Source organism: Psychrobacter sp. SHUES1, from assembly GCF_001652315.1.
In the GTDB taxonomy this organism is placed as follows: Bacteria; Pseudomonadota; Gammaproteobacteria; order Pseudomonadales; family Moraxellaceae; genus Psychrobacter; species Psychrobacter faecalis.
This window is the reverse complement of the sequence record NZ_LXWA01000031.1, coordinates 1-13,091: the sequence shown is the minus strand read 5'-3', so window position 1 is coordinate 13,091 and position 13,091 is coordinate 1. Positions and strand designations below refer to the sequence as shown.

The 13,091-nt window shown below is 42.0% G+C and carries 12 protein-coding genes and 1 pseudogene; 6 read left to right on the top strand and 7 right to left on the bottom strand.

Going from position 1 to position 13,091, the window contains the following annotated elements; translation table 11 throughout:
* Positions 1–60 precede the first annotated feature (60 nt).
* The 3 genes from A7325_RS02745 to dcd all read left to right on the top strand — a co-directional run bounded on the left by A7325_RS02745 (position 61) and on the right by dcd (position 2,351).
* The gene (locus A7325_RS02745) at positions 61–483 is read left to right on the top strand and encodes a hypothetical protein (protein WP_068404420.1); all 423 of its coding nucleotides are present in this window, start codon (positions 61–63) and stop codon (positions 481–483) included.
* Positions 484–509: 26 nt separating this feature from the next.
* On the top strand, positions 510–1,613 hold the full coding sequence (locus tag A7325_RS02740; RefSeq protein WP_068404418.1) for a DUF2804 domain-containing protein: 1,104 nt from the start codon (positions 510–512) through the stop codon (positions 1,611–1,613).
* Positions 1,614–1,775: 162 nt separating this feature from the next.
* On the top strand, positions 1,776–2,351 hold the full coding sequence (gene dcd / locus A7325_RS02735) for a dCTP deaminase (RefSeq protein ID WP_068404417.1): 576 nt from the start codon (positions 1,776–1,778) through the stop codon (positions 2,349–2,351).
* A 148-nt stretch (positions 2,352–2,499) separates the two neighbouring features.
* Here the strand turns inward: dcd and A7325_RS02730 are convergent, their stop codons facing one another.
* The 6 genes from A7325_RS02730 to A7325_RS02705 all read right to left on the bottom strand — a co-directional run bounded on the left by A7325_RS02730 (position 2,500) and on the right by A7325_RS02705 (position 8,809).
* On the bottom strand, positions 2,500–2,937 hold the full coding sequence (locus tag A7325_RS02730; protein WP_068404415.1) for a ClpXP protease specificity-enhancing factor: 438 nt from the start codon (positions 2,935–2,937) through the stop codon (positions 2,500–2,502).
* A 140-nt stretch (positions 2,938–3,077) separates the two neighbouring features.
* Positions 3,078–3,692 carry a glutathione S-transferase N-terminal domain-containing protein gene (locus A7325_RS02725; protein WP_068404413.1) on the bottom strand — a complete coding sequence of 205 codons (615 nt, stop codon included), beginning with the start codon at positions 3,690–3,692 and terminating at the stop codon, positions 3,078–3,080.
* Positions 3,693–3,885: 193 nt separating this feature from the next.
* Complete coding sequence (locus tag A7325_RS02720; RefSeq protein WP_068404411.1) at positions 3,886–4,599, bottom strand: cytochrome c1; 714 nt, start codon at positions 4,597–4,599, stop codon at positions 3,886–3,888.
* A complete protein-coding gene (locus A7325_RS02715) occupies positions 4,599–5,819 on the bottom strand; it encodes a cytochrome b (protein WP_369811263.1) in 1,221 nt (406 codons plus the stop codon). The genes A7325_RS02720 and A7325_RS02715 overlap by 1 nt, the downstream gene beginning before the upstream one ends.
* Before the next feature lie 7 nt (positions 5,820–5,826).
* On the bottom strand, positions 5,827–6,411 hold the full coding sequence (petA, locus tag A7325_RS02710) for a ubiquinol-cytochrome c reductase iron-sulfur subunit (protein ID WP_068404407.1): 585 nt from the start codon (positions 6,409–6,411) through the stop codon (positions 5,827–5,829).
* A 448-nt stretch (positions 6,412–6,859) separates the two neighbouring features.
* A complete protein-coding gene (locus tag A7325_RS02705; protein ID WP_068404405.1) occupies positions 6,860–8,809 on the bottom strand; it encodes an ATP-binding cassette domain-containing protein in 1,950 nt (649 codons plus the stop codon).
* Positions 8,810–9,011: 202 nt separating this feature from the next.
* On the opposite strand from A7325_RS02705, the gene A7325_RS02700 reads away from it, so the two are divergent.
* The 3 genes from A7325_RS02700 to A7325_RS02690 all read left to right on the top strand — a co-directional run bounded on the left by A7325_RS02700 (position 9,012) and on the right by A7325_RS02690 (position 12,721).
* A complete protein-coding gene (locus tag A7325_RS02700) occupies positions 9,012–9,293 on the top strand; it encodes a SlyX family protein (protein ID WP_068404403.1) in 282 nt (93 codons plus the stop codon).
* 234 nt (positions 9,294–9,527) lie between these two features.
* Positions 9,528–10,979 (top strand): hypothetical protein, encoded by a 1,452-nt coding sequence (locus A7325_RS02695; RefSeq protein ID WP_068404401.1) that lies wholly within the window; start codon positions 9,528–9,530, stop codon positions 10,977–10,979.
* A 401-nt stretch (positions 10,980–11,380) separates the two neighbouring features.
* Complete coding sequence (locus A7325_RS02690; protein WP_068404399.1) at positions 11,381–12,721, top strand: outer membrane protein transport protein; 1,341 nt, start codon at positions 11,381–11,383, stop codon at positions 12,719–12,721.
* A gap of 112 nt (positions 12,722–12,833) precedes the next feature.
* Here the strand turns inward: A7325_RS02690 and A7325_RS13910 are convergent.
* A pseudogene (locus A7325_RS13910) lies at positions 12,834–13,091 on the bottom strand (DDE transposase); the annotation flags it as partial.

Below are 13,091 nucleotides of genomic sequence, written 5' to 3'. Positions count from 1 at the left end.
TAGCCTAAGCGTATAAAGTCTTACAATCTAAATGGCTTTGAATTTTAAAAAGGAAGTATCGTGAGTCCATCCATTTATCAACGTCATTTAGATACTATCCCCAAGCAATATCGGCTCCTAAAGCTATTTCGTCCGCCTATATACGTGATTGAGCTCTCAAACAATCAAGTGAGCGCCGTTTGCTACTATAAAGATAGCAGTAGCAAACGCTATCAGGTTAATGCAGATTTTAGCAATCGCCGAATGGTGATTGCTGATTTTTTACAAGCAATACAAGCTATGACTGATTTATTGCTTAAATTTTCTAGGCATCCGTTTGGAATAAGTTCTTTTGCAGTAGTCAATGTGACAGAAGAGCTTATAGATGGTTTGACGATGATAGAGATTAAAGCTATTAGGGAAGCCGTTTGGGCTGCTTCAGGACAAGCAAAAAGAAGAATAGTTAGCAGCACAGTTAGCTACCAAGGCCAGGTAGTCTCGTAATGAATTTTGGCTAGGATGCCGTAAAAATGAAGCAAAACGATAATCACCAACCTATCGCTAATCACTTGAGAGCAGTTGAGATTGACCAACTTATTCAAAACGGTCAACCTAGCTTTGGCGTTTTTGCTAGCGTTAAGCGCATCAACTATCTTGACTATCATAGTTATCTTATCTCGCAAAAAGCGCTGCCAAACTGGCGCAAAGCGCTTAAAGCCAACCAATTTTGTTTTATCCAAATTATCGAGCCGCCTTATCGAGTTTGCCTAGCACTGGCGACGATTAAGCTTGCGACCAGCGCCTTCGTTTATCTCTATAATGATGAAACTAATGAGCTAGAAGTTTGCGAAGCCTTGCAACCTTTGACTTGGCAGACCTTATTAGAAGGCGATTGCTATCAAGGTCAAATGGCGTTTACTCATGATAAGCTGACCGTAACATTGGATTTTACGCCTTCCCAGATTGAAGTTGTGCTAGATAGTCAAAACCTTGCACTCAATGCAACCTTAGCAAGACAGTCACAGCCACTCGCTATCTGTACACCAACGGGCAGACGCGGTTGGACCTTTACCCAAAAAGAGCCGCTGACAACAATATCTGGTCATCTACTTATTAAAGATAATTCAACATTTAGTACTAAAGCTCTGGATACTCAGCTCAGAAAAATCGACTTTACTGACACGACTATAGCCAATCTAGATTGGACGCTTGGCTATATGCGCCACAAGACCAATTGGTTTTGGAGCTGTATCAATAGTTATTTGCCCGATGGCCGTCATTTCACCTTGAACTTATCGATGGGCGTCAACGAAACCGGCAGCAGTGAAAATGCTTGCTGGCTTGATGGTCAGATAGTGTACTTGCCGCCTGTGATGTTTGTACGTCAAGATTTGGATGCAGCCGCGCAGCATACTTGGCGTATTTATCATCAAAATCTTGGCTGGAGCAAGGTTGATATTGATTTAACCTTTACGCCGATTACTGTCTATAAAAAGACCGATAAGTTCGGTGTGCTCGCTAGTATTTTTGAGCAATGGCTGGGTTTTTATAGTGGTGAGATACGGCTAGCAGATGAGGTGATTAAGCTCGATAAGGTAATGGGCTTAGCAGAAGATCATTTTGCTAAATGGTAACTGATGAGCGCTTATGATATTTTTATCAATAGCAGGTTTAACTTTAAAGTCGTTGCCGCTCTATAAATTGCGCCGTCAATTCCGTATAATCGTCGCTACCAAAAATCTATTATCACAATGGCTATTAAAAATTGGCTATTGAAAATTTTTTAAGGAACAACAATGTCTATCAAGTCTGACCGCTGGATTCGTAAAATGGCCGAAGAACATGGCATGATTGAACCATACGAACCAGGTCAAGTACGTTTTAATGATGCCGGCGAGCGTTTGGTCAGTTATGGCACCTCAAGCTACGGTTATGATGTACGCTGTGCGCCTGAGTTTAAAGTCTTTACCAACGTTCATTCAGTGATTGTAGACCCAAAAAACTTCGATGAAAAAAGTTTTATTGATGTCATCGGTGACGAGTGTATCATTCCGCCAAATTCATTTGCTTTGGCGCGCACGATGGAGTATTTTCGTATTCCGCGTGACATATTGACGATTTGCCTTGGTAAATCGACCTATGCACGCTGCGGTATCATCGTCAACGTCACACCACTTGAGCCTGAGTGGGAAGGGCATGTGACATTAGAGTTCAGCAATACCACCAACTTGCCTGCGCGTATTTATGCGGGCGAGGGCGTGGCACAAATGCTGTTTTTTCAAAGCGATGCGGACGACGTTTGTGAGACCAGTTATAAAGACCGCGGCGGTAAATACCAAGGTCAGCGCGGTGTGACGCTGCCAAGAACCTAATCATCAAGCACTTAACCACCAAGAGATTAAGTGCTTTTAAGCCTGTTAGCATTTTGGACTGACCATAAAAAAAGCCAGCATATTGAATATGACTGGCTTTTTTATGGCTAACTCTTTCGGCTATTTTAAAATCGATTTTTTAACATAATTATTTTAAAACTTTTAACCCTGCTTTATTATCGCGCTTAGGTTTCGGGGCAGCGGTACTTTTCTTGGAGGTAGTCGCTGCGTCTTCTTCAGGGACATAATCATCATATTCATTGGGGTCAAAAAACATCCCTTGCGAATTTTCTTTGGCATAAATCCCCATTACCGCCGTCAATGGTACCCAAATCTCTTGCGAGACACCGCCGAAGCGCGCACTAAAATGAATATAATCATTTTCCATGCTCATATTACCGGTCGCGCGGCTAGCAATGTTGAGCACGATACGTCCGTCTTGGATATGCTCTTTAGGGACTTGGACATTGTCAGCAGTAGCATCTACCATCAGGTATGGGGTGAGCGCATTGTCCTCTATCCATTGATATAGCGCGCGCACCATATAGGGACGTGTTGGAGTAATAGAGGTGGTTTCTTCGCTCATCTTTTGGTTTCCTTAGGTATGGTTATTAAATACTGCTTAATGAGTAATTCCTAACAGAGTGGTATCTATTAAAAAATTATTCACTGCATCGTTACTCTATATCAAAGTCTATTTTAGGGGAGTCGTTAGCGGTTGTCTAATTAACGTACGCTTTTTTGAAAGCTGTCACGTTCAAAGACCCGTTTTTGATAGTCAAATAGGGGGCGGCTGATAGCGCGCGGTAACTCAATACCCATCTCTTCCAATCGCCATAACAACGGCGCTAATAGCACGTCGCACCAACCAAACTCGTCGGCCATAAAATAAGGTTTATGAGCGAATAAAGGCGACAAAGTAATCAAGGAGTCGCTTAGCTGCTTTTTCGCCAAGGCTGCTTGCGCTTTGTTAAAACTGTCCGGATGCATCAGCAATCGTTTGCCGAGTACTAACCAATCATGTTGTATACGCCAAGCCAATTGGCGAAACTGGGCGCGCTCTTGTGGCGTATCTGGCAGTAGTTTATTGGCATGATAACGCTCCTCAAGGTATTCGAAGATAACGTTAATCTCATATAGCGCAATCTCACGCTGTTGCAAGACAGGCAAAGTATGATAAGGGTTGAGCTCGGTCAAGTCTTCCGGACGCTCAGAATGTAGCCGTGATAAATAATAGGCGAGCTTTTTTTCTTCAAGCAATAGGCGGACCACATGGCTGTTGTAGCCATCGTCAGCGTATAAAATCAGCTGACTACTTGGTATGTCATTCGCATCAATCATGGAAGCCTAATGTATTAATAAAGCCTATTATCGTAAACAATGTCGCTGCGTTTATCAAGGTAGCGTACGTAAACATTGTCCATGAGGCGATCGTTAACAGAAGGTTTTATAGTTAGCCATTTATGCAGACATAAAAAAGCACTACCGAAGTAGTGCTTATTTTTTAGATGAAGGTTGGGTTTTTATTGCTTTATTATTTTACGTCTTTCCAGAATTCTTTATTCAATAAGTAAACTGGAATTAGTAGTACTAATAAGAATAAAATCACAAAGAAACCGATTACTTGGCGGTCATGACGTACTGGCTCTGCCATCCACGCCATAAAGTTAACCAAGTCACCAACTTCAGATTCAAACTCTTCTTCACTCAAGGTTTCTTGCATATTATGCAACACATGCGGCATAGCAGCGTTTGCAAGTACTAAGTTGTTCGAGCCCCAAGGACGGCTTGGATCTTCATAGAACGATAGAAGGTAAGTATAAACCCAGTCATCACCGCGTAGTCTTGTTTCAAGTGACAAGTCCGGAGGTGCCGCGCCAAACCATGATGCTTGAACATCGGGGTCGATTTCAGCATTGATATGGTCACCGATTTCATCGGTGGTGACCATCAAATACTTTTCAACCAGCTCAGGCGGTATCTCTAAGTCTTTAGCAATGCGCGAATGACGAACATACTTTGCTGAGTGACATCCAGCGCAGTAGTTCATAAAGATTTTCGCGCCATTTTGTAGCGAACCCTTATTGGTAAAATCAATAGGAGCTGTACTACAAGCTAAGTGTTCAACCACACCATCGGCATTGGTAAAAGTACCACATCCACCACCTGATGCGCTTGCAGTGCCAGCAGTCAACGTCAGCGCGGCGCCTAAGCCTAGACCAGCTAGGGATTTAATTAGCGTGCTCATTAGTGACCTCCGGTAACGCGTTCTGGTGGCTGTTTACACTTCTCAATAGCTGTGTAGAACGGCATCAATAAGAAAAACAAGAAATACAGAATAGTAAAGATACGTGCCAAAATTGTCGCTGTTGGCGTTGCAGGTGTCGCACCCAAGTAGCCTAATACCACAAAGCTGATAGCAAAGATAGTAAGGGCAATCTTAGACAAAATACCTTTATAACGTATCGAGCGTACAGGCGATCTATCAAGCCATGGGATTAAGAATAGGAAGGCAATCGCACCGCCCATTGCAATCACACCACCAAGCTTATTAGGAACCGCACGTAAGATGGCATAAAAAGGTGTGTAGTACCATACTGGTGCAATATGCGCAGGTGTTTTCAGTGAGTTTGCTGCTTCAAAGTTTGGTGGCTCAAGGAAGAAACCGCCGCCTTCTGGGAAGAAGAATACTACTGCAAAGAAACAGATAAAGAAGACAACAATACCAACCATATCATGCACAGTATAGTAAGGATGGAATTCGATACCGTCTAATGGTACGCCATTCTTATCTTTTAGCTTTTTAATATCAATGCCATCAGGGTTGTTTGAACCAACGTGATGCAGCGCTACTAAATGCATAAACACTAAGCCGACAAGGACAAGTGGAATAGCAACCACGTGCAAAGCAAAGAAGCGGTTTAAGGTGATACCTGAGATGATATAATCACCACGTACCCATTCAGCAAGACCATCGCCAATGACAGGTAGAGCTGCAGGTAAGTTTAGAATAACCTGAGCGCCCCAGAATGACATGTTGCCCCAAGGAAGTAGGTAACCGAAGAAACCTTCTGCCATCAATGCTAGGTAAATACCCATACCGATGAGCCAAATAAGCTCGCGTGGTTTTTGGTATGAACCATATAGCAAGGCGCGGAACATATGCAGGTATACGACGACGAAGAACGCAGAAGCGCCCGTCGAGTGCATATAACGGATGAGCCAGCCTCCTTTGACATCACGCATGATATATTCAACAGACGCAAATGCCCCTTCGGCACTTGGATTGTACATCATCGTTAGCCAAATACCAGTCACTAGCTGGTTGACCAATACCACCATTGATAACACGCCAAAGAAGTACCAAAAGTTAAAGTTCTTTGGTGCATAGTACTTTGACATATGATATTCATAGGTTTCAGTCGCAGGAAAGCGCGCGTCCACCCAATGCATTAATTTTTTACCCATGCTCATATTAAGCCTCCCCAATCGTCAAGATAGTACCATCCATGCTGTACTCTGGGATTGGTAAGTTAAGCGGTGCAGGGACACCACTATAAACACGACCCGATAAATCGTATTTAGAGCCATGACATGGGCAGAAAAATCCACCGTACCAGTCATTACCGCCTAAATCAGCTGCGCCCACATCAGGACGGTAGTTTGGTGCACAGCCTAAATGTGTACAGACGCCTTCTACCACCAAGACTTCTGGTGATAAAGAGCGCTCAGGGTTTTTACAATATTCTGGTTGTAGCGACTCATCTGAATCAGGGTCTGACAGTAATGGCTTCACTGATTCTAACGTAGTCAGCATCTCTTCAGTGCGCTTGACCACAAAGATAGGTTTGCCCCGATATTTGACGACAATCATCTGTCCTGCTTCGATAGAACCAATATCTTGGGTCACTGCAGCACCTGCAGCCTCGGCTTTTGCGCTCGGAGTCCAAGAACGGACAAAAGGTGTCGCCACAGCAGCTACCCCAGCTGCACCAATGACGGCAGTCGAGGCAATAAGAACTCTACGACGTTGTACGTTAACGCCTTCGGCATGGCTCATTAATACTTCCTCCAGGTGAATGAAATGGGATTATCCCACACTGGGTTTGTGGCTTAGAAAAATGACAATTATCAAGCCACGTTAGCTGTGCCTAATTTTGCTAATTGTTGCTATTCTAAGCTATTTCGGTCATAAAATAAATTATTGTGTTAAAAATAAAGCAGCCTTGAGAAAGCGTACTTCAGTGTTAAACAAGATAATTAGTCTAAAACTGCTTAATTATCAATATTTAACCTACCTTAAAGTACGCTTTTTTATCAACAAGACTATTATGAATAATGACCTTATAATTAATAAGGGTATTCAGCAATAGGGAATGATACTTGAAATCAAGACAATGTTCACTAACTTTCCGCACATTACACGGTTGTAAGTGGTCGTAAGCTATTTATAACCCTTAACCACTTTCGATATAAGGTTATGTGGTGATAAATAGGGCTAGACAATATCAACTCTCAAGCGTGTGCCAGCGCTCAAGCTTAGTCATCATCTCATCTTCGATGACTAATAAACGCTCACTGGCAGCCATAGCGGCTTCCATATCTTTCGTAAACCATGAACCGTCAGCCAGCTTTTCTTCCAGCTCCGTTTGCTCAGCTTCTAACGCAGCAATTTCTTTTGGCAAATTATCGAGTTCACGCTGTTCATTGTAGTTAAGCTTTTTCGCAGCGGTATTAGACTTTGCCGCGACCGTAGCTTTATTGTTAGCTTTGCTATTGCCAGCATTATCGTTAGACGATTTAGTATTCTTAGCTTTGGCTGCCTCTTCACGGTTTTTTTGTACCAAGTATTCTTGATAGCCGCCGACATATTCTTTGACGATGCCATTACCCTCTTCATCCGTGTCAAATACCCAGGTAGAGGTAACGACATTGTCCATAAATGAGCGGTCATGGCTAATCAGCAGGATAGTACCGTTGAAGCTGGCAACCGATTCTTCTAAAAGCTCCAAGGTGGCCATATCCAAATCGTTGGTTGGCTCATCGAGTACCAAAATATTGGCAGGCTTTAATAATTGCTTGGCCAATAACACACGGTTACGCTCACCACCTGATAAGGCTTTAACAGGCGTACGCGCACGCTCTGGAGCAAATAAGAAGTCTTGCAAATAGCTCATGATATGCGTTTTGCGCCCGCCAACTTCTACGAAGTCAGAACCTTCAGAGACGTTTTGCGCCACGCTGGCTTCTAAATCTAACTGGTCGCGCAGCTGATCGAAAAAGGCAATTTGTAAATTGGTGCCAAGCTCGACCGTGCCTGTTTTAGTGACTTCATCGTCGGACATATCTAGTAGGGCCTTAATTAGCGTGGTTTTACCCGCGCCGTTGGGACCGACGATACCGATTTTGTCACCGCGCATAATCATGGTGCTAAAGTTGTCGACCAAGACGTTGCCATCATATTCCAGATGCAGGTTCTTAACTTTACAAACCAGCTTGCCGCTTTTCTCGCCTTCACCCATGGTGATATTGACGTTACCGACTTGCTCGCGGCGGCCTTTACGCTCTTCGCGCAGAGCTTTTAGCTCACGGACACGGCCTTCGTTACGGGTACGACGCGCTTTGATACCTTGGCGAATCCAAACTTCTTCTTGTGCCAATTTTTTATCAAAATTAGCATTGTTTTTTTCTTCAGCGAGTAGCTGCTGCTCTTTTAATTCTTGATAACGCGCGTAACCTTTTGCGCCTTGGGTGACGTCATAGCTCGTCAATTGACCGCGATCAAGCTCAACGATACGGGTGGCAAGCTTATTAACAAATGCTCTATCGTGCGTCACGAACAATAACGTCAGACCTTGCCAGTCGAGTAAAAAGCGCTCCAACCATTCGATGCTTTCAACGTCTAAATGGTTGGTTGGCTCATCGAGTAATAGCACATCAGGCTTGGTGACCAACGCCCGCGCAAGTAGTACACGGCGTTTACGACCACCAGACAATGAAGACAGATCAGCCTCAGGATCAAGTCCCATAGTCGTAATTAGACGGGTCGCATCACGCTCTAAATCCCAACCATGTACCGCATCGATATCGTGTTGCAAGGTTGCCATATGCTCGCAAGCGTCCATATCGCCATTGGCACACATATCGACTTGCTTATTATAGTTAATCAGCAAATCAGCGGTGTGGCGGCTACCGCCCATCACGATGTCTAAGATACGTCCGCTGGTTTCAGGAACGTCTTGTTCTAGCATCGCGACACGCATGCTGCTATTTTTGATAATCTCGCCGCTGTCAGGCTGCAATGAGCCATTTATCAATTTAAATAAAGTAGATTTGCCTTCGCCATTACGGCCAATTAAACAAACGCGCTCGCCTGCATTGATTGAAAAATCGATGCCATCGAGAACAGGAGCCACGCCAAAGGCTAAGTGAATATCTTTTAAATGTATCAATGCCATAGAATATCTTAAGCTTATATAATAGTGAGGTAGGGGTTGTTGCACAATTCCTAGCAGTATAACATGCTGCCACCTAACTGTAGTATGCGTAAATGCCTTTGTAAACACTATTTTATAAAGTCTGTTTTAAATGGTTAAGTCTGAGATTTCATAAAGAAAATAACTATACTATCTATTATTGAGAACTACTATTGAGAAAAATATGAACCAACAAAATTCGATAGAAAAAGACGCTTCTAATCAACAAGCTCAGCTGTCAGATAGCCAAGCAGATTTACAAGCACAGGTCATTGAGTTGCAAATGAACCTCTCTCACCTTGAAGTTACCGTCGAGAGGCTTGATGAGGTTATTACGCGCCAAGATAGAGATATTCAAACCTTGCAACGTCAACTACAGTTTATCTATAAGCAAGTGCAAAGCCAAGATGGGGAGGGCGGTGTAGCGCCTTTTGATGTCATGGCAGATAGACCACCGCATTATTAGGAATAAGTTTTTTTAATTATAGATAACAAATAATTGCACAGCATTTATTATAAGTTTATATGCGAATTTTGGCATAAATATACGGTTTACTGACTATTCAGTCATATTGCAGAAATAATGTATTTTTCGGTTGTTTTCATGTAAAAAACACATTAGTATCCTTCAACTTAGATACTGTCTACCTAACAAAGTTCGGTGTAGCGGTAAAACAATGTGGATGTTTGGAGATACACAATGGGCGCAAATTTCAATCTAAAGACTCTAACGGTAGCTTTGGCTGCTCTTTCTGCAGCTAGTATCGCTAGTGCGGCAGGTCTTGATCGTTCAGGTCAAGATATCACCGCGTTTTTGCAAGATGGTACCTATGCCGAAACCGTTTATACCTATATCGATGCTGATGTTAGTGGTAAAGACTCTTCAGGTAATAAAATTGATGACATCGCAGAAGACTATGACTTCTTCCGTTATGGTGTAAAAACGGATATCAACGACACCTTTAGTATTGGTATCTTATATGATGAACCATTTGGTGCTGCAGCTGACTATCTTGGTAATAACGATTTCGTAGCTCAAGGCAATGTTGATAGTTCTACGAAGTATTTAACACAAGGTAAATATACTTCTTTTAATGATCTAAACTCAGACTTTAATAGTGCTCGTAACAATGCAGTAGAAGAAGCTAATAAGGCACAAGGTTTTGCTCAGCAAGCAGGCTTAGCTCAGCAGCAGGGCAACCTTGCTGAAGCGGGTAGATTGGCTGCTTTGGCACAAGATGCAAAAGAGAAAGCGACAGGCTATAAAACTGAAGCTGAACAACTTGGCGCACCCTTAAATGCTGTCAAATCTGAGCTAGACAGTAAAGGCGAGGGTACTAATGTCGAGGTACGCACTGAGAGTATTACAGCAATATTAGGCGCAAAATTTGGTACTAACAAAGAATTCCAAGTGTATGGTGGTCCAGTCGCGCAGCAAGTACAGGCCGATGTCAAGCTTAGAGGACTGGCTTATGGTTTAGCGAACGGTTATACCGCTCATATTAGCTCTGATAAGGATATTGGTTGGTTAGCAGGTATTGCTTACAGCAAACCTGAAATTGCTTTAAAAGCTGCATTGACGTATCGTTCAGAAATTGACCATACCCTTCCTATATATGAACAATATCCAGTAGCAGGAATAAAAAAGGGTGGTGATATTGATATTACCACACCAAAATCTGTAAACTTTGATTTTCAGACTGGTATTAATCCAACAACTTTAGCTACAGCAAAAGTACGTTGGGTGCCCTGGGGAGATTTTGCCATTGTTCCGCCTGTTTATAATGACGTAAGTAAAAACCTAACTAAAGATGATATAGGTTTGCCTTTAGTTAGTTACGATAAGGATCAATGGCAAGTAGAATTAGGCCTTGCAAAACGTCTAGCACCGAAGTTTGCGGTAAGCGGTACCGTTGGTTGGGATAGTGGCGCAGGCAACCCTGTTACTTCACTCGGTCCAATCGAAGGCTATTATAGCGTTGGTTTGGGTGGTAAATATGATATCACTGAAAACTGGGCAGTATCTGCTGGCGGTAAGTATTTATGGTTCGGTGATGCAGATGGCCAAATCCCAACCAAACAAGTAGTCAGTAAGTTTGAAGACAATGATGGTTTTGCACTTGGCGTAAAACTATCTTATCAAGCTAAATAATATTTTAACTAAGATTGCTATCATTAATGTAGGTTATAAATTTGCACAAAAAAAACGATCCTTAAAGGGTCGTTTTTTTACGTTTATGATAAAGAGAATGTAATAATAAATACCTTTTAACTTAAGAATAAAGATCTTCAATTTCCGATTTAAGTTTGTCAATAATATCAATTATAAATTAATGACTATTATTTTAATAAACTATTGTTTATTAAAAGGATTTAATATTTTGTACTGCTCAGTCATCAACAAGAAATAAAGCGTTTTAATTGTTGTTTTAGTATTGAAAAGTCATTACTATTCATTTCAGGACATCGTTTACATAATCTTATATTTTGCGTAACAATGCTAAATATGGATTATTAGAACGATTAAACAACGAGGATGTTTGGAGATATACAATGCGCGCTACTTTTCATTTAAAAACCCTTACTGTAGCGATAGCTACTCTTTCAATTGCTAGCATTACTAATGCAGCAGGTCTTGACCGTTCTGGTCAAGATGTCACAGCATTTCTACAAGATGGTACTTATGCTGAAGCTGTCTATACTTATATCGATGCTGATGTTAGTGGTTATGACAGTTCTAACAATGATCCTTTAAATAATAGATATGAGCGTGGCAATAAAACTGGTGATATCGCTGAATCTTATGATTTCTTTCGTTACGGTGTGAAAACGGATATCAATGATACTTTTAGTATCGGTGTTTTATACGATGAGCCATTTGGCGCTGCTGCTGAATATAAGGGTGATAATAACTTTGTTGCTAACACTAATCCGGCTGACTCAGCAGGTGAATTTGCTAATGATCCCGCACCTAATGATCCTATAAGTGGCGGTACAACAGCAGCCTTAAAACCAGCTATAATAGGTGCTGAAAATAGTACTGCAGGTGAAAATACTAAAGTTGAAGTTCGTAGTGAGAATTTAACTGCCATTCTTGGTATGAAACTTGGCGCAGATAAAAACTTCCAAATTTATGGTGGTCCTGTTGCACAACGTGTTAAGTCTGATGTTAAGCTGCGTGGTCTTGCTTATGGTCCTGCTACTAGTTATACCTCACATATTAGTCCAGATCAGGATTATGGTTGGTTAGCAGGTATTTCTTATAGTAAGCCAGAAATTGCTTTGAAGGCTGCTTTAACATATCGGTCAGAAATTGACCATAGTATGAACATCTATGAAAGCTATCCTTTAGCTCCTACATTAAGTGGTGGTGCACTTCCATCTACTCAAGTTACTAACATGGAAATTACTACTCCAAAATCAGTAAACCTTGATTTCCAAACTGGCATTAACCCAACGATGTTAGCTACTGCAAAAGTACGCTGGGTACCTTGGAGTGATTTTTCAATCACACCGCCACTATACAATGCAGCCAGCAAAAATCCAGTTTCACGTCCTGATGGCTTGAACTTAGTTGATTATGAAGATGATCAATGGCAAGTAGAGCTCGGTCTTGCTAAACGTATTGCTCCTGCTTTAGCGGTTAGTGGTACAGTTGGATGGGACAGTGGTGCTGGCGATGTAACAACGTCATTAGGCCCTATCGATGGTTACTATAGTGTTGGTTTAGGTGCTAAATATAACGTGACTCCTGAATGGGCGGTATCAGCTGGTGGTAAATATTTATGGTTCGGTGATGCCAAAGGTCAATTACCGACAGGTAAAATCGTTGGTGACTTCCAAGATAACGATGGTTATATCCTTGGTGTGAAACTATCTTATCAAGGTGAGTAAAGATATTAGGGGCTGGCCTAGATAAGTAAAACTATTTAGGAGAGCCCCAAATATTATTATAAATGCAATTGCGATATTAAAAAAAGCGACCCACAAGAGTAATGCCAGTCAGTTAACGCTGACTGGTATTTTTTTTGGGATATTTTTGTGGTTTACCCTTAACTACCCTCGGGCAAGATCGCTTTCTACGTTCAGGAATGACAAACAATTTTCCTTCCTCTAAAACTGTATCTAACAACTTAGGGAAGAGTCCTGCAGCCTGTAAAGGCGCAAACCGTAACAGATCAACAATCGTAATAGACGCCATATGAAAGCTAATTCGTAGAGGGCTAACCTTAGCTCTAACTGCCATATAGCGCATCAAACGTCT